Annotated in this window: 17 protein-coding genes; 2 read left to right on the top strand and 15 right to left on the bottom strand. The window is 73.7% G+C overall.

Annotated features, from left to right (window positions below):
- Nucleotides 1-61: 61 nt before the first annotated feature.
- Nucleotides 62-2,932, bottom strand: a complete 2,871-nt coding sequence (locus ACMXGY_RS09640; RefSeq protein WP_483776613.1) for a bifunctional acetate--CoA ligase family protein/GNAT family N-acetyltransferase — start codon at nt 2,930-2,932, stop codon at nt 62-64.
- A 246-nt stretch (nt 2,933-3,178) separates the two neighbouring features.
- Here ACMXGY_RS09640 and ACMXGY_RS09635 point away from each other — a divergent pair, with 246 nt between their 5' ends.
- Nucleotides 3,179-5,629, top strand: coding sequence for a DNA gyrase/topoisomerase IV subunit A (locus tag ACMXGY_RS09635; protein WP_483776612.1), 2,451 nt, complete (start codon nt 3,179-3,181; stop codon nt 5,627-5,629).
- 123 nt (nt 5,630-5,752) lie between these two features.
- Nucleotides 5,753-7,039, top strand: coding sequence for a PP2C family protein-serine/threonine phosphatase (locus ACMXGY_RS09630; protein ID WP_483776611.1), 1,287 nt, complete (start codon nt 5,753-5,755; stop codon nt 7,037-7,039).
- Here ACMXGY_RS09630 and ACMXGY_RS09625 read toward each other — a convergent pair.
- From ACMXGY_RS09625 to ACMXGY_RS09560, 14 genes are all read right to left on the bottom strand, one after another.
- Nucleotides 7,036-7,749: a lysoplasmalogenase gene (locus ACMXGY_RS09625; protein WP_483776610.1), complete on the bottom strand. Its 714-nt coding sequence runs from the start codon at nt 7,747-7,749 to the stop codon at nt 7,036-7,038. The two genes, ACMXGY_RS09630 and ACMXGY_RS09625, sit on opposite strands and share 4 nt — an antisense overlap.
- A 70-nt stretch (nt 7,750-7,819) precedes the next feature.
- Complete coding sequence (locus ACMXGY_RS09620) at nt 7,820-8,503, bottom strand: lysophospholipid acyltransferase family protein (RefSeq protein WP_483776609.1); 684 nt, start codon at nt 8,501-8,503, stop codon at nt 7,820-7,822.
- Entirely contained in the window at nt 8,481-9,716 is a 1,236-nt protein-coding gene (locus tag ACMXGY_RS09615; protein ID WP_483776608.1) for a glycosyltransferase, read from the bottom strand. The genes ACMXGY_RS09620 and ACMXGY_RS09615 overlap by 23 nt, the downstream gene beginning before the upstream one ends.
- A 156-nt stretch (nt 9,717-9,872) precedes the next feature.
- Entirely contained in the window at nt 9,873-10,259 is a 387-nt protein-coding gene (locus ACMXGY_RS09610) for a nitrite reductase small subunit NirD (RefSeq protein WP_483776607.1), read from the bottom strand.
- Complete coding sequence (nirB, locus tag ACMXGY_RS09605) at nt 10,256-12,811, bottom strand: nitrite reductase large subunit NirB (protein WP_483776606.1); 2,556 nt, start codon at nt 12,809-12,811, stop codon at nt 10,256-10,258. The genes ACMXGY_RS09610 and nirB overlap by 4 nt, the downstream gene beginning before the upstream one ends.
- A gap of 362 nt (nt 12,812-13,173) precedes the next feature.
- Entirely contained in the window at nt 13,174-14,556 is a 1,383-nt protein-coding gene (locus ACMXGY_RS09600) for a helix-turn-helix domain-containing protein (RefSeq protein ID WP_483776605.1), read from the bottom strand.
- 173 nt (nt 14,557-14,729) lie between these two features.
- Entirely contained in the window at nt 14,730-15,086 is a 357-nt protein-coding gene (locus ACMXGY_RS09595) for a metal-sulfur cluster assembly factor (protein WP_483776604.1), read from the bottom strand.
- Entirely contained in the window at nt 15,083-15,601 is a 519-nt protein-coding gene (gene sufU / locus ACMXGY_RS09590) for a Fe-S cluster assembly sulfur transfer protein SufU (RefSeq protein WP_483776603.1), read from the bottom strand. The genes ACMXGY_RS09595 and sufU overlap by 4 nt, the downstream gene beginning before the upstream one ends.
- 9 nt (nt 15,602-15,610) lie before the next feature.
- Complete coding sequence (locus tag ACMXGY_RS09585; protein ID WP_483776602.1) at nt 15,611-16,930, bottom strand: cysteine desulfurase; 1,320 nt, start codon at nt 16,928-16,930, stop codon at nt 15,611-15,613.
- A 31-nt stretch (nt 16,931-16,961) separates the two neighbouring features.
- Nucleotides 16,962-17,744, bottom strand: a complete 783-nt coding sequence (gene sufC / locus ACMXGY_RS09580) for a Fe-S cluster assembly ATPase SufC (RefSeq protein ID WP_483776601.1) — start codon at nt 17,742-17,744, stop codon at nt 16,962-16,964.
- 67 nt (nt 17,745-17,811) lie between these two features.
- Complete coding sequence (locus tag ACMXGY_RS09575; RefSeq protein WP_483776600.1) at nt 17,812-18,156, bottom strand: non-heme iron oxygenase ferredoxin subunit; 345 nt, start codon at nt 18,154-18,156, stop codon at nt 17,812-17,814.
- A complete protein-coding gene (sufD, locus tag ACMXGY_RS09570; protein WP_483776599.1) occupies nt 18,153-19,406 on the bottom strand; it encodes a Fe-S cluster assembly protein SufD in 1,254 nt (417 codons plus the stop codon). Before sufD ends, ACMXGY_RS09575 begins: the two co-directional genes overlap by 4 nt.
- A 1-nt stretch (nt 19,407) precedes the next feature.
- Nucleotides 19,408-20,868: a Fe-S cluster assembly protein SufB gene (gene sufB, locus ACMXGY_RS09565; RefSeq protein WP_483776598.1), complete on the bottom strand. Its 1,461-nt coding sequence runs from the start codon at nt 20,866-20,868 to the stop codon at nt 19,408-19,410.
- 102 nt (nt 20,869-20,970) lie between these two features.
- Nucleotides 20,971-21,744, bottom strand: a complete 774-nt coding sequence (locus ACMXGY_RS09560; protein WP_483776597.1) for a helix-turn-helix transcriptional regulator — start codon at nt 21,742-21,744, stop codon at nt 20,971-20,973.
- Nucleotides 21,745-21,796 lie beyond the last annotated feature (52 nt).

The raw sequence follows: 21,796 nt of genomic DNA, 5'->3' as shown, positions 1-21,796 counted from the left end.
CTCCCACCCGGCGCACGGCGGCGGCCAGCCCGTGGGTCGAGGTGTGGACGAACCGCGCCGGTCAGTGGGGAAGCGCGCGCCGCAGCGCGTCCGCGCGCTGGGCGTCGGCGAGGCTCACGCGCGCGCTGAGGACCGCAGCACCGTGCTCGGACACGACCACGGGGTAGAGCTCGAGGCTGCGCACCTCGGGCAGGTCGTCGGCGAGCACGGACACGCGCGCGAGCACGTCCTCCAGCGCGGCGGTCGCCACGACGCGCGTCCCCATGTACCCGAACAGGCGCGGCGCGGCGCGCACCGAGCGCACCATCGTCGCCACGTCCACGTCGGTCAGCGGGGGCACCCCGTAGGCGACGTCGCCGAGGAGGTCGACCGCGTCCCCCGCGAGGCCGAAGGACACGACCGGGCCGAAGAGCGGGTCCTCGGTCGAGCGGACCACGCACGCGACGCCCGCGTCGGCCATCGCCTGCACCTCGAGCGGCTGGTCGGCGGCATCCGGCAGCACCCCGGCGAGGGCCGCGCGCATCTGCTCGACGTCCGTGCGCAGCTCGTCGGGGTCCGCGATGTCGAGCCGCACGCCGCCGAGGTCGGCACGGTGCCGGAGCCCGGCGGCCGTGCTCTTGAGCGCGACGGGCCAGCCGACCTCGCGCGCGGCCTCGACGGCCTCGTCCGCCGTCCGCACCCGCCGGGCCGGCCACACGCGCACGCCGTAGCAGGCCAGCAGCTCGGCGGCCGCCGTCGGGTCGAGGTCGACGGCGGCCGTGCCCGTCAGCGCGGACTCGACGAGCGCCCGTGCGCGCCCTGCGTCGACGCCCGCGGGCCGTACCGGCGTGCCGTGGTCCGCCTCGCGCCACCGGGCGTACCGCACCACGGCACCGAGGGCGGCGACGGCGTCCTCCGGCGTCGAGTACGCGGGGACGCGGCGAGCCTCGCCCGTACCCGCGCCCTCCGGGGCGACGGGGTCCGGGGCCGACAGCTCGTCGGTGAGGCCGTGCAGGCCGAGCATGCTCGCGACGGTCGTGCGGCCCGTGCGTGCCGCGGCGCGCGCGACCGCCCGCGAGAGGTCGGCGCGCCGGGGGCGCACGACCGGCACCTGGACCACGACGACGACGTCGCACGCGTCCGGCGCGTAGAGCTCGTCCACCGTCGCCTCCACGTCGGAGGTCGTGGCGTCCTCGGGCAGGAAGTCGGAACTCGCGACGACGAGGCCCGCCGACGCCGCCGCCTCGGCGACGAGCGCGGCGAGCGACGCGGAGCTCGCGAGGATGCCCACGCGCCGACCGCTCGGGAGCGGCTGGTGCGCGAGGAGCTGCGCGATGTCGATCATGTGGTGCGTGTTCTCGGCCCGGATGACGCCCGACTGGCGCAGCATCTCCTCGAGCGTCCGGCGCGGGGCGCGCGTCGAGCGCACCGCGTGCCCGGGCGGCACGACGTGGCCCGAGCGCCCCGCCGTCACGACGACGACGGGCTTGACCGACGCGAGCCGGCGCGCGATGCGCGAGAACTTGCGCGGGTTGCCGATCGACTCGAGGTAGAGGCACACCACCCGCGTGGCCGGGTCGTCCTGCCAGAACTGCATGAGGTCGTTGCCCGAGACGTCCGCGCGGTGGCCGGCTGAGAGGAACGACGAGACGCCGAGCCCGCGCCGTGCCGTCGTCGCCAGGAGCGTGACCGCCATGGGCGCCGACTGGCTGAACAGGCCCACGGCGCCGGGCAGCGGCAGGTCCGTCGCGAGCGTCGCCGCGAGCGCCGGGCGGTCGCGCGTACCGCCCGTGGCGAGGAGCCCGTAGCTCGCGGGCCCCACGACGCGCAGCCCCGCCGTGTGCGCGACGCGCAGGAGCTCGCGCTGCAGCGCGAGGCCCTCGGGACCGGTCTCGGCGAACCCGGCGGAGAGCACGACGACGCCGCGCACGCCCAGGCGCGCGAGGTGCCCGACGACGTCGATCGCCTCGGGCGGGCGCAGCGCCACGACGGCGAGGTCGACGGGACCGGGGACGTCGGAGAGCGACACATGCTCGTGCGGCACGGTCGCAGCCCCGGGGGCCGCACCGTCGGTCGTGGCCCCCGGGCCCTCCGCCCGGACGCCCGTGACGTGGACGGTGACGCCGTCGCTGCGGACCAGCGCGGCGAGCGCGCGCCGGGCGAGGAGGGCTTCGACGGGGGCTCCCGCGTCGCCGTCGGCCACGGGACCCGGCTCGAGCAGGGTTCCGTCGGCCGGCGCCGACCCGGGCCCCACGAGGACGACGCTCGCCGCGCGGAGCAGACCCTGCATGCTGCGCGCCTCGGCGCGGTGCTCGCGGTCGGCCATCACCGCACGCGAGCGCTCGGTCGGGTCGAGGTCGACGCTCACGAGGACGAAGCCGTCGTCCATCTGCTGGTGGACGTCGTACCCCGCCTCGCGGAACACGGCGAGCATCTTGCCGTTCTGCGGCAGCACCTCGGCCGTGAAGCGCTGGACGCCGCGCTCGCGCGCGGCCGCGGCGATGTGCTCGAGCAGGACGGAGCCGAGCCCGCGCCCCTGCGCGGAGTCCGCGATGTTGAACGCGACCTCCGCCTCGTGCGGGCCCGTACGGTCGAACCGGGCGACGCCGATGATGTCGTGACCGGCGGAGCCGGGGCCCGGGTCGGCCGGGCCGTCGTCGGTGCCGCTGCGGGGCCGGACCGCGACGAGCGCGACGCGGTCGGTGTGGTCCACGCGCGTGAACCGGTCGAGGTCGCGCGCGGAGAGCCGTTCCATCGGGGCGAAGAAGCGCAGGTACGTGGACCGCTCGGACTGGGCGACGTGGAAGCGCTGGAGCGCGTCGGCGTCGTCCGGCCTGATGGGGCGCACGTGCGTCGTCGTCCCGTCGCGCAGGACGACGTCCGCCTCCCACTCGACCGGGTACCGGGCCGGGTGCAGTGCCGGGTCGGGCCCGGCGGCGTCGCCGTCGCTCACGTGCCCAGGCTATGCGGTGGACCCGGCGACGGCGGGACGCCGCGCGCCTGCGCCGTCGCGGCCGGGGACGGGAGGACAATGGGGGCGTCCTGGTCCGGCCGGGCGCTCGCCACCGGGTGTCGGACGCGTGGCGTACCCTCACGTGCGGCACCGGGCGGCGAGCGCCCCGGCCGACCGCACGACCCCGCACGTCCGCGAAGAACCGCGTCCGCACGGACGCACCGAACGGCAGGAGCCCGCAGGCCCATGGCGCGCAAGCCCTCGACCCCCTCGATCGACCCGGCCGAGGTGAACGAGAAGATCGTCGACATCGACGTCCAGGCGGAGATGGAGACGTCGTTCCTCGAGTACGCGTACTCCGTCATCTACTCGCGCGCGCTTCCAGACGCGCGCGACGGGCTCAAGCCCGTGCAGCGCCGGATCCTCTACATGATGGCCGACATGGGTCTGCGCCCGGACCGCGCGCACGTGAAGTCGGCGCGCGTCGTCGGGGAGGTCATGGGCAAGCTCCACCCGCACGGCGACACGGCGATCTACGACGCGCTCGTCCGCCTCTCGCAGGACTTCTCGCTGCGCCTGCCGCTCGTCGACGGTCACGGCAACTTCGGCACGCTCGACGACGGCCCGGCCGCCTCCCGGTACACCGAGGCGCGTCTCGCCCCCTCGTCGCTCGCGATGACGGCGGGGCTCGACGAGGACGTCGTCGACTTCGTGCCGAACTACGACAACAAGCTGCAGCAGCCCGACGTGCTGCCCGCGGCGATCCCGAACCTGCTGGTCAACGGTGCGTCGGGGATCGCGGTGGGCATGGCGACGAACATGGCGCCGCACAACCTCGTCGAGGTCGTCGCAGCGGCTCGCCACCTCGTGGCGCACCCCGACGCCGACCTCGACGCCCTCATGCGCTTCGTCCCCGGCCCCGACCTGCCGACGGGCGGCAAGATCGTCGGCCTCGACGGCGTGCGCGACGCCTACCGCACCGGCCGCGGGACGTTCCGCACCCGCGCGACGGCACGCGTCGAGAACCTCACGCCGCGCCGCAAGGGCATCGTCATCACGGAGCTGCCCTACCTCGTCGGCCCCGAGAAGGTGATCGAGAAGATCGCCGACGGCGTCAAGACGAAGAAGATCCAGGGCATCACCGCCGCGACCGACCTCACGGACCGCGCGCACGGCCTGCGGATCGTCATCGAGGTGAAGACGGGGTTCAACCCCGAGGCCGTCCTGGAGCAGCTCTACAAGTTCACGCCGCTCGAGGACTCGTTCGGCATGAACAACGTCGCGCTCGTCGACGGCCAGCCCCGCACGCTGGGTCTGCGCGAGATGCTCACGGTGTGGGTCGACCACCGCATCGACGTCGTGCGCCGCCGGTCCGAGCACCGCCTGCGCAAGCGCTCCGAGCGCCTGCACCTCGTGGACGGGCTGCTCATCGCGATCGTCGACATCGACGAGGTCATCCAGGTGATCCGTACCTCCGACGACGCCCGGACCGCGCGCGATCGCCTGCAGACCGTGTTCGACCTGTCGGAGCCGCAGTCGGAGTACATCCTCGAGCTGCAGCTGCGGCGCCTGACGAAGTTCTCGCGCATCGAGCTCGAGAAGGAGCAGGAGTCGCTGCGCCGCGAGATCGAGGAGCTGCAGGAGATCCTCGGCAGCGACGCCCGGCTGCGGGGCGTCGTCTCCGCCGAGATGGCGGACGTCGCCAAGACGTACGGGACGCCGCGCCGCACGATCCTCCTCGAGTCGGCGGGCGCCGCGCCGACGACGACCGCAGCTGTCCCCCTCGAGGTCGCCGACACCGCCTGCTGGGCGCTGTTCTCCGCCACGGGTCTGCTCGCGCGCACGAGCGACGAGACGGAGCCCGCGCGGTCGGGCCCCCGGGCCGCCCACGACGTGCTGCGCGCCCGCGTGCGCACGACGGCGCGCGGCGAGGTCGGTCTCGTCACGAGCCGCGGGCGCATCGTCCGCGTGTCCGTGCTCGACCTCCCGGCGATCCCCCCGACCGACAACGCCCCGAGCCTGTCGGGCGGTGTCCCGCTCAGCGAGGTCGTCGCGCTCGACCCGGGCGAGGACGCCGTGACGATCACGTCGCTCGACGCCGACGCTCCCCCGCTCGCGCTCGGCACCGCGCAGGGCGTCGTCAAGCGCGTCGCACCGGGCGACGTGCCCGGCAACCGCGACGCGTGGGAGGTCATCGGCCTCAAGGACGGTGACACCGTGGTGGGCGCTGCGCCCGCGACCGACGCGGACGAGCTCGTGTTCGTCAGCAGCGACGCGTCCCTCCTGCACTTCGAGGCGACGTCCGTGCGACCGCAGGGCCGCGCGGCCGGCGGCATGGCGGGCATCCGCCTCGCCGAGGGACAGCGCGTGGCGTTCTTCGGGGTCGTTCCGGCGGACGTGCGGGACCTCTCGACGGTCGTCACGGTCGCCGGGTCCTCGAGCGCGCTGCCGGGAACGCAGACCGGGGCGGGCAAGGTCACGCCGTACGAGCTCTACCCCGGCAAGGGACGCGGCACCGGCGGTGTCCGGGCCCACCGGTTCCTCAAGGGCGAGGACGCGCTCATCCTCGCCTGGGTCGGCCAGGGGCCGGCGCGCGCCGTCGGGTCCGGCGGCCAGGCGCTCGACCTGCCCGAGGTCGACCAGCGCCGCGACGGCTCCGGCGCGCCGCTCGCGTCGCCGATCACCGCGGTGGGCTGACCGGCGCCTCCCGTCGTGGACGCGGACGCGGGCTTGCGGCGCCTCGTTCGTCGAGATGCGGGCAGGCCGGACGCCGTCCAGGCTCGTAGCTGGAGGCAACCAGGGCGTGCGAGGGAGGCGGCCGTGCGGTACCCGGCGGGTGACGTGGACTACCACGCCGTCTTCGCCGCGCTCACCGCACCCAAGCTCGTCCTGTCGTCGGAGCTCATGATCCTCGACGCCAACGAGGCCTTCCTCCGCACGATCGGCGAGCCGGCCTCGGCCGTCGTGGGGAGGCACTACCTCGACGTGTTCCCCGTGCACACGGAGGACGAGGCCGACGCGACGGAGGTCGTCGAGTCGCTGGAGCGCGTCGCGGCGACGGGTCGTCTCGAGATGATCGGCCCCCACAGGTACGACCTGCGCGACGCCGAGGGCCGCTGGACGAAGCGGTGGTGGATCACGACGAACGTGCCGGTGGTCGACCCCTCGGGGCGGACGTCCGTCGTCGTGCACCGCGCCGAGGACGTGACAGGGATCGTGGGCGCGCCGCAGGTCGACGCGGAGCCGACGTCCTCGGACGGCGAACCCGTGGACCGCGCCGTCCTCGACCACGTGCTCACCGTCGGGTCGACCGTGCGCCGCTACACCGCGACGCTCGTGCGAGAGCGCCGCGCCGCGCTGGAGCTCCAGGACTCGATCCTCACGCCGCCACCTCAGCCGCCCGGGCTGCGCATCGACGTCCGCTACCGCCCCGCGGTGCCCGAGGTCCACGTGGGCGGCGACTGGTACGACGCATTCGTGCAGCGCGACGAGCACACCGTCGTCGTGGTGGGCGACGTCACCGGCCACGATGTCTCCGCAGCGGCACGCATGGGCCACCTGCGCGGCGTCGTGCGCGCGGTCGGGTACAGCACGGGCGCCGGTCCCTCCGCGATGCTCGACGCCGCCGAGGACACCGCGACGGGCCTCGGGCTCGACGCGCTCGCGACGGCCGCCGTCGCGCGGATAGGCCCGGCCGCACCCGGAGAACCGCGCCCGCTCGCGTGGTGCAGTGCGGGGCACCTCCCGCCGGTCGTGCGCTCGGCGGACTGCTCGGCACGGCTGCTGACCGCTCGACCGGACGCCCTGCTCGGCCTCGGGCTCGGGGGCGACCGCCACGACCACGAGACGACCCTCCAGCCCGGTGACACCCTGCTCCTCTACACCGACGGCCTCGTCGAGCGCCGGCACCGGTCCCTGCGCGACACCCTGGACGAGCTGCCCGGACGGGTCACCGCGCTCGGAGACGTCGAGCCCGACCACCTGCTCGACCTCCTGCTCACCGACCTCGTCCCGGCCGGCGCCGACGACGACGTCGCGCTCGTCGCCGTCCACGTCGAGGCGCGACCCGACTCCGGGCGTCCGCAGCCCCGCGACCTTCTTGCCTAGATGGCCGGCCGCCCGGCGGCGAGGGCTCCCGCGCTGCTCGGGTCCCGCCCGTCGGCCCTCGTGGTGCGGCGCAGGACGCCGAGGACCAGCAGCACCTGCCCGACGACGTAGGTGAGCATGACCCAGAAACCGTGGGCGGGCAGGGCGTACCAGGGCGCGAACGCGTCCAGCGCGATGAGCGCGTCGGACACGAGGAAGACCGCGCCGCCGACGGCTGCGAGGCGATGGACGCCCGTCGCCGTCAAGGCCATCAGCACGAGGCACGCGCCGTAGACGACGACCGGGACGAGCAGAGGCCCGGCACCGGGCGCGCACGCCACGACGAGCAGGATGAAGGCGAGCAGGTACGGCGCGAGAGCGAGCGGGCGCCGGAGGACGGAGCCCGCTCGGTAGGGCCAGAACGCGAGCGTGTAGGTCACCTGCGCGCAGAGGAAGCAGCCCACCATCACGAGGAACGCGGCGTCGCCGTCGGCGAGGTCCGGCGCCGTGTCGCCGAGCCACGAGAAGCCCAGCGCGAGGAGCGTGAGGCGGACGAGGCGAGGGCGGCGTCGGCTCAGACCGCCAGCGGGCCGCGTGGCGAGCCACAGGCAGCCCGCGAGCGCGGGCATGAGGAACCACTGCGACGCGCCGGCGAGCGTCGAGGCACCTGCGAGCTGAGCGGCGAGGTGGACGAGGGTGAGCAGGGCGAGCGCGCCCCACGCGGCGAGCATGGGCGTCGTGACTCCTTCGGTCGTGCGGTCGGCACCGTTGCCGACAGGGGAATCGTAGGCCCGTGAGTCCTCAGCACCGGACGTCGTCGGGAGACCCGAGGACGACCGCCTCCATCGCCGCCCGGCAGCGGGCCATGAGCTCGGCGATGTCAGCGGGTCCGGAGCCTCGAGGTCGCTCGGCCGGCAGGATCGTCAGCAGGATCGGCGGCCGGGGGCGCCACCAGGACCGACGGCCGTAGGTGAAGACCATCGGCACGACCGGCACGCCCAGTCGGCAGGCGTACACGAACGCGCCGCGCCGGAACGGGCGCAGGGTCGTGTCGTACATCGCCAGCTCGCCCTCGGGGAAGAAGTGGACTCCCTGGCCCGCCTCGACGGTCCGGCGCAGCCGCGCCTCGAACGCGAGGAGCTCTCCGGGCCCGCGCGGCAGCGGGACGGCGAGCAGGTGGCCGACCAGGACGCCGGCCACGGGCAGGTGGAAGTTCGAGGGCTGGGAGACGACGGCGGCGCGCCGGCCGCGATACTGCCCGGCGACCCACGGGCCGTCCAGGTAGTGCACGTGGTTGGCGATCGTGACGACGCCGCCGCGCTCGGCCGCGAGGTGCTCGCGACCGGTGACCCGCAGCCCGTGGACGACGTACCCGTACCCGCGCACGACCGCCATGGCGACGTCGAAGAAGACCTCGTCGAAGCGGCTCCAGAGCTCCGGCGTCGCGGACCCACGCGCACGGTCAGTGCCCCGGCGAGTGCCCACGCGCCCTGCCCTCGGTGTCGTCCCGGTCGAGCGCCACGGGACCCGCCGCGACCCGTGACTCGACGACCGCCTGGCGCAGCATGTCCTCGATCTGCGGGACGCACACGTCGAGCGCGTGCTCCTTGCCGACCTCGGCGTAGGCGGCACCCATCCGGGCGCGCTCGTCGTCGTGCTCGATCCAGTAGTCGATCTTTCGCGCGAGGTCCCCGGCGTCCCCGGCGCGGAACAGGCTGCGCCCGTCGAGCGCGAACTGCCCGGTCGCCGACGCGCGGGAGTCGGAGATCACCGGCACCAGGCCGGTGGCGACGGCCTCGAGGCAGCCGACGGCCTCGATCTCGGCGTCGGCAGCGTGCACGTACAGGTCGCTCATCGCGAGCACGTCCCGGAGCTCGTCCTGGGCGAGGAAGCCGATCCTCGGCGGGTGCGGGAGCGTCGCGCCCCGCTGCGCGTACCGCTCTGCGAGCGGCCCGCGACCGGCGAGCACGAGCTGGATGCGGTCGGCGTGCCGGGAGCGGCGGACCGCGTCGACGAGCACGTCCTGCCGCTTCTCGCGGGACAGCCGCCCGGTCATCGTGATGACGAACCTGCCGGCAAGGTCGGCGCTCTTGGGCGCCCTGCACGGGACGAAGCGCGGGTCGACGCCGTTCGACACCACGTGCAGGGACGACCGGTACCCGTGGTCACGGAGCTCCCCGGCGATGAACCGGCTGGGGCAGTGGACGTGCCCGAACCGGTCGTAGAACGGCCGGAACACCGCGTACACGAGGTCGTTCAGCGGCCCGACGCGCCCGACCCCGAGGCTGTACGTGACGTTCTCCGGCTGCACGTGGAACGCGGCCGTGGACGGGACACCGAGGGCGTCGGCGAGCCGCTTGGCCCGAGAGCCGAGCCAGAACGGCGTCATGACATGGGCGACGTCGGCCCAGCCCAGCGCGTCGCGCAGCACGTCGTCGTCGGGCTTGGCGAGCACCCAGCCCTGACCCGCGATGACGCGGTTGAAGCCCGGCACGCCGAGCTGTTCGAGCCGGTACCCGGCGACGTCGTCCCCGGACGTCCCGGGGCCGGCGCCGCGCGTGCGGGCCGCGACACCGCGGCAGCACACCACGCGCACCTCGTGGCCACGCCCGCGGAGGGCGTCCGCGAAACGGCGGGCCGAGACCGTGGTCCCGTTGGTGGGATCCTCGAACTGGTCGATGACGAGCAGGACGCGCACGCGCGACTCCCTCGAGAACGCTCGGCGGACGGTCCGCGCCGGGTGACGGGATGCCGCCAGGCTAGGGGATCACCGTCGACCAGGCCCGGACCTGTCGGCTGCGTGTCGTGCGGCCGCGTGGCGCTCCCGGGGCGACGACGCGCGCAGCGTCGCCGGTCAGCGCGCGCGAGGGGACGTGCCGGGGGCATCGGCGACGAGGACGCGTCCGTCGACCACCCGGGCCGTGAAGACGGTCAGCGGCCTGCGGTCCTTGCCGCCGGCGTCGAGCACCTCGCCGGTGTCGACGTCCCAGACCTGCTTGAGCATGGGCGTGGTGACCGTGTCGACGTCGCGTTCCGTGCCGTCGTCGCCGGTGACCCGGTGCGTACCCACGAGGCCGCGCGACATGACGTTGGCGCCGGAGTACGGGTCACGCTGCTGGACGGCGCGCACGGAGCCGTCGGCGAGCCGGAAGACGGCGATCTGGGTGTCTCCCAGGAGGGCGCCGACCCCGCGCTCGGGGTCGAGGTCGTCGAGCGCGCAGAGGTCGACGAACGTGGTCATCGGGCGTCCTCCAGCTCGGCACGGGCCGCGACGAGCGCGACGTCGCGGGCGGCGCGCGGGTCGGGGTAGGCGACGGCGTCGCCCTCGTCCGCGGGACGCACCTGACCACGCTCGGGGACGAACACGAGGTCGCCGTCGATCGCCTCGGGCGCGTTGACGAACGGCGTGAACTTGCGCAGCTTGGCCGGGTCGGCGAGCGTGACGCTCCACTCGTCCTCGTAGTCGCGCACGTGCTCGGCCATCGCGGCCTCGAGATCGTCGGCGATGCCGAGCGAGTCCTCGACGACGACGCGCCGCAGCTCCTCGAGCCCACCCGCACGCTCCGCGACCCACGGCGCCGTGCGCTGCAGGCGGTCGGCCTCCTGGACGTAGAGCATGAGGAACCGGTCGACGTAGCGGACCAGCGTCTCGTCGTCGAGGTCCTCGGCGAGGAGCTGCGCGTGCGCGGGCTGCGACCCGCCGTTGCCGCCGACGTAGAGGTTCCAGCCCTTGTGGGTCGCGATGATGCCGACGTCCTTGCCGCGCGCCTCCGCGCACTCGCGCGCGCAGCCCGAGACGCCGAACTTGATCTTGTGGGGCGAGCGCAGACCGCGGTAGCGCAGCTCGAGCCGCACGGCCATCGCCGAGGAGTCCTGCACGCCGAACCGGCACCACGTGCGCCCGACGCACGTCTTGACCGTGCGCAGCGACTTCCCGTACGCGTGCCCGGACTCGAAGCCCACGGCGGTCAGGCGTCGCCAGATCTCCGGGAGCTGGTCGAGGCGAGCCCCGAACATGGCCAGGCGCTGCCCGCCGGTGACGCGGACGTAGAGCCCGAGGTCGTCGGCGACCTTCGCGAACTCCAGGAGCTGGTCCGCGCGCACCTCTCCCCCGGGCATCCGCGGGATCACCGAGTACGTCCCGTTCTTCTGGAGGTTCGCCATGACGTGGTCGTTGGTGTCCTGCAGCGCGGCGTGCTCGCCCTCGAGCACGTGGCCGCGGCGCAGCGTCGAGAGGATCGACGCGACCGTCGGGCGGCAGACGGCGCAGCCGCGCCCCGTCCCGTGCGCCGCGACGACCTCGGAGAACGTGCGCAGCCCCTCCTCGCGGACGAGCCGGTACAGCGTGGCCCGGGACATCGAGAAGTGCTCACACAGGGCGTCAGAGACGGCGACGCCCGCCCGGGACAGCTCGGCGTTCAGCAGCTTGGTGAGCGCCGGGACGCACGACCCGCACACGGTGCCCGCGGTCGTGCAGTCCTTGACCTGCCCGATCGTCCGGCACCCGTGCTCGGACACCGCCGAGCGGACGGTCCCGGCGTCCACGTTGTTGCACGAGCAGACCACGGCCTCGTCGGGCAGCTCCGTGTCGGCCAGGCCGTCGCCGTCGGGCGCGATGACGGCCGCGGGGTCGGCGCCGAGGGGGCGGCCCAGCAGCGGGCGCAGCGCCGAGTAGAGCTCGATGTCGCCGACGAACACGCCACCCAGCAGCGTCGTCGCGTCGTCGGAGAGCACGAGCTTGCGGTACCGGCGGTGGATCGGGTCGACGAACGACACCTCCAGCGCTCCCGCGCTCACCGCGTTGACGTCGCCGAACGACGCGGCCTCGACGCCCACACCCTTGAGCTTGGTCGCGTCGTCGGCGCGGCGGTGCGCGCGCTCGCCGCCGAGGAAGCGGTCGACGACGACATCCGCCATGTCGTTGCCCGGAGCGACCAGACCCGCGCACACGCCGTCGACCGACGCGCACTCGCCGATCGCCCAGACGTCGGGGTCGGAGGTCTGGCACGCCTCGCCGACGACGACGCCGCCGCGCTCGCCGATCGCCAGACCCGCCTCGCGCGCCACGCGGTCGCGCGGCCGGATGCCCACGGAGAAGACGACGACGTCCGTCGGCAACGCGGAGCCGTCGGTGAGCTCGACCGAGCCCACGGACCCGTCGCCCGCGGGCAGGAACCGGTGCGCGCCCGCGCCCGTGCGGACCGTGACGCCGAGGTCCTCGACGAGCAGGCGCAGCATCTCGCCGCCGCCCTGGTCGAGCTGGACGCTCATGAGCCGGTCGGCGAACTCGACGACCGTCGCCTCCGCGCCGAGGCGCTGGAGCGCGGCCGCCGCCTCGAGGCCCAGCACGCCGCCGCCCACGACGACGCCGCGCACCGCCCGCCCGAGCGCCCGCTCGCGCAGGCGCACCCACTCGGCCAGCCGCTCGACGTCGTCCAGCGTGCGGTACGTGAACAGGCCCGGCAGGTCCGTACCCTCCGCGCGCGGCGTCCACGCCCACGAGCCCGTCGCGAGCACGGCGCGGTCGTAGTGCACCTGACGGCCCGAGCGCGTCGTCACGACGCTCGTGGTGCGGTCGAGCGACGCGACCGCGTCCCCGGTGACGAGCGTGACGCGCGGGTCGTCCCACACGCCACGGTCCAGGGTGAGCGCCTTCGCGTCGCGCGCGTCGAACCACTCGGACAGGTGGACGCGGTCGTACGGCTCGTGCGGCTCGTCGCCGATCACCGTGAGAGACCAGCCGCCCTCGGGGTCGCGCGAGCGCAGGCCCGCGACCAGGCGGTGGGCCGTCATGCCGGCACCGACGACGACGATCCGGTCGCCGTCCAGAGGGCCGCCGGCTGTAGGGGTGCTCGCGTCCGACGGGGAGTGAGAGAGGGAGGGCACGGTACGCACTTTCGAGAGGCGGGGCTGCGTCGAGGTCCCGGTTCGGTTGCGACCGGTGCCTGCTCCCGACTCTAGGAGAGGTGGTCTGACCACATCTGCCGTCTGGGACCAAGGTCCTCAGTACTTCCTCCGAAGGGCATCCCCCGCGCGCGCACGGGCGCGGAGGAGACAGCACGACGCCGCGCCCCCGCTGTGGGGCGCGGCGTCGGCTGGAGGCGCTCAGACGTCGACCGGTGGACGACCGGTGGCGTCGGACACGACCGCTCGCGTCAGGCGTTCGCGAGCTCGCGGTCGTCGTCCGCCACGGGCTTCTGGTCCTCGTAGCGGCGCACGACGCGGCTGACGGTCGACCGCGCCACCGAGACCTGCTGGGCGATCTCGCGCTGGCTCACGCCCTGGCGGGCGAGCTCGACGATGCGGCGGTCGCGCTCGGTCGGGTCCTCGCCGAGGAAGGCCTCGTCCGCCTCGGTCGCCGCGGACTCCGCGCCGGCTCCGGGGCGGGCGAGGTCGAAGACCTCGACGCGCCGCGTGTGGCCCGTCACGGCCGGGGGCTCCACGACCGGCGTCGCGCCGGTGTCCTCCGGGACGGGCTGGTCCCAGGGGAGCGGCTGGGCGCGCCCGAAAAGCTCCTTCACCCGCGCCTCGAGATCAGGAAGCGCCTCGAACGCCGTCTCGGGCACGTAGGGCTTCTCGTCCGGCTCGACGGCCGGGGCCTCGACCGGCGCCGAGGCGGCCGGGGACTCCTTGACCGGTGCGGCGGCCTGGGGCTCGACGGTGCGACGGGCCTCGACCGGCTGAGGCGCCTCGACCGCGCGGACCTCGTCGTCGCGCGCCGACTCCAGCGCGAGGGTCTCCAGGTTGCGTGCCTCAGCGGGCGCAGCGGTCCGCGCGACGACGACCGCAGGCGCCTCGGCCGACCCGCGGGCGGTGCCGCGCTTCACGGAGCTCGCCCCGATGAGGTCGAGCCGGTTGCCGTGGCGCTCCGCCGCCTCCAGGCGGTCGACCCAGACCTGCATGCGGCGCTCGAAGTCCTCGACCGTCAGCAGCTTGAGGGCGGCGTCGCGGGCGGCGCGCTGGCGCTGGTGAGCGGCCCGGACCTTGCGCAGGTCCGACGACGAGCCCGAGCTGTCGACGCGTGCGTCGCGCCACTGCTCCAGGGCGGAGACGTATCCGTGCACCCGCGTCTCGCGGCGACGCTCGTCGAGGGTGTGGCCCGTGACCATGTGCCGCTCCCCCACGAGCGCGAGGTGCCACATGAGTGCGGCGACCAGCGGCGGCACGAACCGGAACACCACCATGTACGGGGTGCTCGCGGTCGGGACGGCGATCTCGTGCAGGGCCGCGAACACGCCCGAGGTGCCCGAGAGCACCCAGGTGAGCGTGAGGAGGACGCCGTACGGGCGACCCTCGAGCGCAGCGTTGCGCGCCATGAGCGCCACGGCGACGAGGCTGACCTCGAGGAAGCCCGCCAGGCCGTACGCCTCGAGCGGCGTCATGTGCGCGACCTCGAGACCGAACAGGACCATCCCGCTGTACGCCAGGGCGGTCGCGATCGTCGCCGCGACGACCACCGCGACCATCGGGAGGTACCTGCCGCGGTAACGCACCTGTCGCGGGGAACCGCCCGAGCCGGTCTGGTCCTGCTGTGTCACGTCATCCTCCGAAAAGTGGTGTGGGCGCCCATATCCCAACACTCAGGACACTCCACGTCAACGCACCAGAAGGATTCGCAAGCCGATCGTGACCAGCGACGACACCGCGGTGGCAGCAGAACGCCGCGCCCCCGGTACGGGGACGCGGCGTCGGGTCGACGGGCAGTGATCCGTCAGACGTTGAAGCCCAGCGCGCGGAGCTGGTCCTTGCCGTCGTCGGTGATCTTCTCCGGGCCCCACGGCGGCATCCAGACCCAGTTGACGCGGAAGCCGTCGACGAGGCCGTCGAGCGCCTGGGCGGACTGGTCCTCGATGACGTCGGTCAGCGGGCAGGCCGCGGACGTGAGCGTCATGTCGATGACCGCGTGGTTGTTCTGGTCGACCTGCACGCCGTACACGAGGCCGAGGTCGACGACGTTGATGCCGAGCTCGGGGTCGATGACGTCGCGCAGCGCCTCCTCGACGTCCGCCGCGGTGGGCGGGCTCGGTGCGGCGCCGCCCGCGGGCGCGCCGGTCGTGTCGGTGCTCATCGGTTCTCCTCCGTCGTCGCCGCGGCGTCCGCCGCGGTCGTCTGGTCCAGTGCGCCCGAGGTCACGAGCGAGTCCCGCAGCGCCGCCCAGCCGAGCAGGGCGCACTTGATGCGGGCAGGGTAGCGCGAGACGCCGGTGAACGCCGTGGCGTCGCCGAGCTCGTCCTCCGCGTCGTCGTCGAGGCCCTTGCCGCGCGAGCCCATGAGCTCGCGGAACACCTCGCCGAGGTGCTCGGCCTCGCTCGCGGGCCGGCCCGAGACCAGATCCGTGAGCACGGACAGCGAGGCCTGCGAGATGCTGCAGCCCTGGCCCTCCCAGCTCACCCGAGCGATCTCGTGCGCTCCGGGCGCGCCGGCGAGCTCGACGCGCAGCGTCACCTCGTCGCCGCACGTGGGGTTCACCTGGTGCGACTGGCCGCTTGCCGCGCCGTCGGCCACCTCGACGAGGCCCCGCCCGTGCGGGGTCTTCGCGTGGTCGAGGATGACCTGCTGGTACATCTGCTCGATCGAGCTCATGAAGTCCTCTCAGTCCACCGAGAAGAACGCGCGGACCCCGGTCAATGCTTCCCGGAACGCGTCGACGTCCTCGCGCGTCGTGTACACGGACGCGGACGCGCGGGCCGTGGCCGCGACGCCGAACCGGCGGTGCAGGGGCTGCGCGCAGTGGTGACCGACGCGCACGGCGATGCCGGCGTCGTCGAGCACCTGCCCGACGTCGTGCGCGTGCACGCCGTCCACGACGAACGACACGACGGCGAGCCGGTCGACCGGCTCGCGCGGGCCGACGATCCGCACGCCCGGGATCTCCCCGATGCGCAGCAGCTCGGCGGCGAGCTCGTGCTCGTGCGCCGCGACGCCCTCCATGCCGAGCTCCTGGAGGTACCGCGCGGCCGCCCCGAACCCGACGACCTGCGCGACGGCCTGCGTGCCCGCCTCGAAGCGCTGCGGCGGCGCCATGTAGGTCGACTCGGTCATCGTGACGACCTCGATCATCGACCCGCCGGTCGTCACGGGCGGAAGGGCCTCGAGCAGCTCGCGCCGCCCGTACAGCGCGCCGACGCCGGTCGGCCCGAGCATCTTGTGGGACGAGAACACCGCGAAGTCGACGCCGAGCGCGGGCAGGTCGATCGGCAGGTGCGGCACGGACTGGCACGCGTCGAGCACGGTGAGCGCGCCGACCTCGCGCGCCCGGGCCACGATCGGCGCGATCGGGGTCACGGCGCCCGTCACGTTCGACACGTGCGTGAACGCGACGACGCGCGTCCGGTCCGTGATGACACTCGCCGCGTCCTCGACCCGCACGCGGCCGTCGTCGTCCACGCCGAACCAGCGCAGGACGGCGCCCGTGCGGGCCGCGAGCTCCTGCCACGGGACGATGTTGGCGTGGTGCTCCGCCTCGGTGACCACGATCTCGTCGCCCGGGACGAGCACGAAGCGGCGCGCCGCCTCTCCCCCGCGACCGAGCGTCGCGTTCGAGATCCCGTACGCGACGAGGTTGATCGCGGCCGTCGCGCCCGACGTCCAGACGATCTCGCCCGGCCGCGCACCGACGAACGCCGCGACGTCCGCCCGCGCGTCCTCGAACGCCTCGGTCGCCTCCTCGGCGAGCTGGTGCGCACCGCGGTGCACAGCGGCGTTGCGCTCCTCGTAGAAGTCGACCTCGGTGTCGAGGACGACCTGCGGCTTCTGCGACGTCGCCGCGGAGTCGAGGTAGACGAGCGGACGACCACCGCGCACGGTGCGCTCGAGCAGCGGGAAGTCCGCCCGCACGGCGGCGAGCTCGCCGGCGGTCAGGCGGGCCGGCGTGCCGGCGTGCTGGTCGGCGGGGTGCGCGGTGGTCGTCATGGTCGTCTCCTCTGGTCGGTCGACCGGTCCGTCAGGCGGACGCGGCCGACGCGGACTCGACCGAGCCGGTGAGGTAGCGGTCGTAGCCCTCCTCCTCCAGGCGGTCGGCGAGCTCCGAGCCACCCTCCTCGGCGACCTTGCCGTCGACGAAGACGTGGACGAAGTCCGGCTTGATGTAGCGCAGGATGCGCGTGTAGTGCGTGATGAGCAGGATGCCGGCGTCGGTCTCGCCGTGGACGCGGTTGACGCCCTCGGAGACGATGCGCAGCGCGTCGACGTCGAGGCCGGAGTCGGTCTCGTCGAGCACGGCGAACTTGGGCTTGAGCAGCTCCATCTGGAGGATCTCGTGGCGCTTCTTCTCGCCGCCCGAGAAGCCCTCGTTGACCGAGCGCTCGGCGAACGAGTCGTCCATGCGCAGGCGCTCCATGGCGCCCTTGACGTCCTTGACCCAGTGGCGCAGCGCGGGCGCCTCGCCGTCGATCGCGGTCTTCGCGGTGCGCAGGAAGTTCGACACGCTCACGCCGGGGACCTCGACGGGGTACTGCATCGCGAGGAACAGGCCCGCGCGGGCGCGCTCGTCGACGCTCATCGCGAGGACGTCCTCGCCGTCGAGCGTCACGGTGCCGCTCGTCACCTGGTACTTCGGGTGGCCGGCGATGGAGTAGGCGAGCGTGGACTTGCCGGAGCCGTTCGGGCCCATGATGGCGTGGACCTCGCCGCTGGCGATCGTCAGGTCGACGCCGCGCAGGATCGGCTTCGGCCCTTCCTTGGTCTCGACGCTGACGTGCAGGTCGCGGATCTCGAGAGTGGACATCTGGTTCTTCTCCAAGAGGTTCTGGTGAGCTGTGGGGCGCGCGCGGCGCCGGGTCACGAGGGGCGGATCAGGTCGGGGCGACGACGCGGTCGACGTCGACGAGCACCTGCTCGCCGTCGACCGTCACCGGGTAGACGGGAACCGGACGCATCGCGGGCAGCGCCGTCGGCATGCCGGTCCGCACGTCGAACTGCGAGCCGTGCAGCCAGCACTCGACGAAGCATCCTTCGACCTCGCCGTCCGACAGGGACACCGCCCCGTGGGAGCAGATGTCCGAGATCGCGTGCCAGTCGCCGTCCCCGTCACGGATGACGGCGACCTCGACGACCCGCCCGTCGGCGGCCGGGAGCTCGACACGCAGCGCCTCCTCCGGGCCGAGGTCCGCCGTCGTGCAGGCGGGCTGTGCGGTCACGCCGAGGCCTCGGCGGGCTCGGCGCTCCCGTCGATGATCGACATGGACTTGCTGAGCTCGCGCTCGATCGCCTCGAGCAGGCGCTCCTCGACCGATGCGACGCCGATCTCCTGGATCAGCTCGGCGAAGAACCCGCGGACGACGAGGCGGCGCGCCTCGGTCTCCGGGATGCCGCGAGCCTGCAGGTAGAACAGCTGCTCGTCGTCGAAGCGACCGGTCGCGGACGCGTGCCCCGCGCCCTCGATCTCGCCCGTCTCGATCTCGAGGTTCGGCACCGAGTCGGCCCGCGCGCCGTCCGTGAGGACGAGGTTGCGGTTGAGCTCGTACGTGTCCGTGCCCTCGGCCTCGGCCTGGATGAGCACGTCGCCCACCCACACCGTGTGCGCGCCCTCGCCCTGCAGCGCGCCCTTGTACGTGACGCGCGACTTGCAGCGCGGGACGGCGTGGTCGACGAAGAGGCGGTGCTCCTGGTGCTGGTCGGCGTCGGCGAAGTACAGGCCGACCATCTCGACGTCGCCGCCCTCGGCGGTGAACTCCGCGTCCGGGGTGAGGCGCACGACGTCGCCGCCGAGCGTCACGACGACGTGCTTGAGGCGCGCGTCGCGACCGATGCGGGCCCGGTGCGACGACGCGTGCACGGCGCCGTCCGCCCAGTCCTGCACGGAGACGACGGTGAGGTGCGCACCGTCCTCGACGACGATCTCGACCGTCTCGTTGAGCGTGGCGGTCCCGACGTGGTCGAGCAGGACGACGGCCTCCGAGTGCCGCTCGGCGCGCACGAGGACGTGGCTCGCCGTCGGCGTGGAGCCGTGGCCCTCGATCCGCACGGACGTGACGTCGGACGCGACGGCCTCCTTCGGCACGGTGATGACCGTGGCCTGCTCGAACGCGTTCCAGGCCGTCACGGCGGTGCGGTCGCCGGGCTTGCCGGCGGTGCCGAGCCGCTCGTCGTCGCGACCGACGATCGAGACCTCGACCTCGGGCGCCTCGACGACCGTGACGCGCACGTCGCCGCCGCCGCTCTGGCCGACGAGCTTCTCCTCGAACAGCGGCGCGAGCCGCGCGACGGGCGAGAAGCGCCACTCCTCCTCGCGCCCGGAGGGCACGGGGATGTCGGCGAGGTCGAACGACGTGAGGCGCTCGGCGCGCGAGCCCTGGGGGACGACTCCGTGGGAGTGCGCCCCGTCGGCCTGCGCGCGCGAGTGGTCGGTGGTCAGTCCGGCCTCTTCGGGAATGGTGGTGGTGGTCATATCAGCCGACGGACCCTTCCATCTGCAGCTCGATGAGGCGGTTGAGCTCGAGCGCGTACTCCATGGGCAGCTCGCGCGCGATGGGCTCGACGAACCCGCGCACGATCATGGCCATCGCCTCGGTCTCCTCCATGCCTCGGGACATGAGGTAGAACAGCTGGTCCTCGCTCACCCGCGAGACCGTCGCCTCGTGCCCCATGGACACGTCGTCCTCGCGGACGTCGACGTACGGGTAGGTGTCGGAGCGGGAGATCTGGTCGACGAGCAGCGCGTCGCACAGGACGGTCGAGGCCGAGTGCGCGGCGCCCTCGAGCACCTGGACCAGGCCGCGGTACGACGTGCGCCCGCCACCGCGCGCCACGGACTTCGACACGATCGACGACGACGTGTGCGGCGCCGCGTGCACCATCTTGGCGCCCGCGTCCTGGTGCTGGCCCTCGCCCGCGAACGCGATGGACAGCGTCTCGCCGCGCGCGTGCTCGCCGAGCAGGTAGATCGCCGGGTACTTCATGGTGACCTTGGAGCCGATGTTGCCGTCGACCCACTCCATCGTCGCGCCCTCGGCCGCGGTCGCCCGCTTGGTCACGAGGTTGTACACGTTGTTCGACCAGTTCTGGATGGTCGTGTAGCGCACGCGCGCGTTCTTCTTGACGATGATCTCGACGACCGCGGAGTGCAGCGAGTCGGACGAGTAGATCGGCGCGGTGCAGCCCTCGACGTAGTGCACGTACGAGCCCTCGTCCGCGATGATCAGCGTCCGCTCGAACTGGCCCATGTTCTCCGTGTTGATGCGGAAGTAGGCCTGCAGCGGGATCTCGACGTGCACGCCCGGCGGCACGTAGACGAACGACCCGCCCGACCACACGGCCGAGTTGAGCGCCGCGAACTTGTTGTCGCCCGACGGGATGACGGTGCCGAAGTACTCCTGGAAGAGCTCCGGGTGCTCGCGCAGCGCGGTGTCGGTGTCGAGGAAGATGACGCCCTGGCGCTCGAGCTCCTCGTTGATCTGGTGGTAGACCACCTCGGACTCGTACTGCGCCGCGACGCCCGCGACGAGGCGCTGCTTCTCCGCCTCGGGGATGCCGAGCTTGTCGTACGTCGCCTTGATGTCCTCGGGCAGGTCCTCCCACGAGGCCGCCTGCTTCTCCGTGGACCGCACGAAGTACTTGATGTTGTCGAAGTCGATGCCCGTGAGGTCGGAGCCCCAGCTCGGCATGGGCTTCTTGTCGAAGAGGCGCAGCGCCTTGAGCCGGGTCTTGAGCATCCACTCGGGCTCGTTCTTCAGCGCGGAGATGTTGCGCACGACGTCCTCGGAGAGGCCGCGCTGCGCCGTGGCGCCGGCGGCGTCGGCGTCGTGCCAGCCGTACTCGTAGGCGCCGATCGAGGCGATGATCTGGTCGTCGGTCTGCTTCTCACCGGTCGGCTGGGCCGTGCCGGCGGCGTCCTGGGTGGGAGCGCTCATGGTGTTCCTTCCACTGTCCGTCGATGCGGAGGGGGCAGTCGGTTCGGGGGCGGCCGGGATGACCCGGCAGGTCGGGCAGGTGCGTGGTACTCGCTCGGGGCGTCAGGTCGGGTCCGACGGCGGTCTCCCGCGCGTGCGGACGTCGCCCGCGCCCGGGAGCCGGGCGGCGGGGTGGAGCGGGACGTTCGTCGTGCACGCGTGCCCGCCCGAGGCGAGGGTCGCGAGCCGCTGCACGTGCGAGCCGAGCAGCTTGGCGAAGACCTGCGCCTCCGCCTCGCACAGCTGCGGGAACTCTTCCGCGACGTGCTGCACCGGGCAGTGGCCCTGGCACAGCTGCACGGCGAGGGTGCCCGGGACGGGCCGGACGCTCGCGGCGTAGCCGTCGTCCGCGAGCGCCGCGGCGAGCTGCACGGCCCGGCCCTCGACGTCGTCGGCGTCGAGGCGCGCGGCGTAGCGGTCGGCGAGCCCGGCGAGGCGCTCGTGCGCGAAGCGCTCGACCGCGTCGGGGCCGGCGACGTCGCGCAGGTACCGCAGCGCGTCGGTCGCGAGATCGGCATAGGTGCCCGTGAGCTCGCCCTGACCGGCAGCCGTCGTCACGTAGCGCCGCGCGGGCCGGCCGCGCATGCCGGTGGCGTGCCCGGCGTCGTGCACGGCGACGAGGTCGTCCTCCTCCAGGAGGGCGAGGTGGCGGCGGACCGCGGCGGGCGTGAGCCCGAGGGTCGCCGCGAGCTCGGCGGCGCTCACGGGGCCCTCGCTCGCCACGAGCTCGAGCACGCGCTCGCGCGTGCGGCGGTCGACGTCGCTCGCGACGTGCACGGCCGGCGCCTCGGGCGCGGCGGGACGCAGCGCGTCCGGTCGGGCGGATCCTGCGGCCATGCACACCTCCTGCGGCGTCGTCGCGGGCACGCGTGCGCACAGCACGCAGCTC

It is taken from the genome of Cellulosimicrobium sp. G4 BAM 1002, from assembly GCF_057126935.1.
The sequence above is the reverse complement of the archived record's forward strand: the minus strand, read 5'-3'. Positions and strand labels throughout refer to the sequence as shown.

Excerpts from the sequence above, each read along its gene's own strand:
- sufD (WP_483776599.1), bottom strand. The coding sequence starts at position 19,406 with ATGACCACCACCACCATTCCCGAAGAGGCCGGACTGACCACCGACCAC.
- nirB (WP_483776606.1), bottom strand. The coding sequence starts at position 12,811 with ATGACGGCCCACCGCCTGGTCGCGGGCCTGCGCTCGCGCGACCCCGAG.
- ACMXGY_RS09625 (WP_483776610.1), bottom strand. The coding sequence starts at position 7,749 with ATGCTCGCCGCGTGGGGCGCGCTCGCCCTGCTCACCCTCGTCCACCTC.
- sufB (WP_483776598.1), bottom strand. The coding sequence starts at position 20,868 with ATGAGCGCTCCCACCCAGGACGCCGCCGGCACGGCCCAGCCGACCGGT.
- sufU (WP_483776603.1), bottom strand. The coding sequence starts at position 15,601 with ATGAGCTCGATCGAGCAGATGTACCAGCAGGTCATCCTCGACCACGCG.
- sufC (WP_483776601.1), bottom strand. The coding sequence starts at position 17,744 with ATGTCCACTCTCGAGATCCGCGACCTGCACGTCAGCGTCGAGACCAAG.
- ACMXGY_RS09635 (WP_483776612.1), top strand. The coding sequence starts at position 3,179 with ATGGCGCGCAAGCCCTCGACCCCCTCGATCGACCCGGCCGAGGTGAAC.
- ACMXGY_RS09560 (WP_483776597.1), bottom strand. The coding sequence starts at position 21,744 with ATGGCCGCAGGATCCGCCCGACCGGACGCGCTGCGTCCCGCCGCGCCC.
- ACMXGY_RS09595 (WP_483776604.1), bottom strand. The coding sequence starts at position 15,086 with ATGAGCACCGACACGACCGGCGCGCCCGCGGGCGGCGCCGCACCGAGC.
- ACMXGY_RS09610 (WP_483776607.1), bottom strand. The coding sequence starts at position 10,259 with ATGACCACGTTCGTCGACCTCTGCGCGCTCGACGACCTCGACCCCGAG.
- ACMXGY_RS09585 (WP_483776602.1), bottom strand. The coding sequence starts at position 16,930 with ATGACGACCACCGCGCACCCCGCCGACCAGCACGCCGGCACGCCGGCC.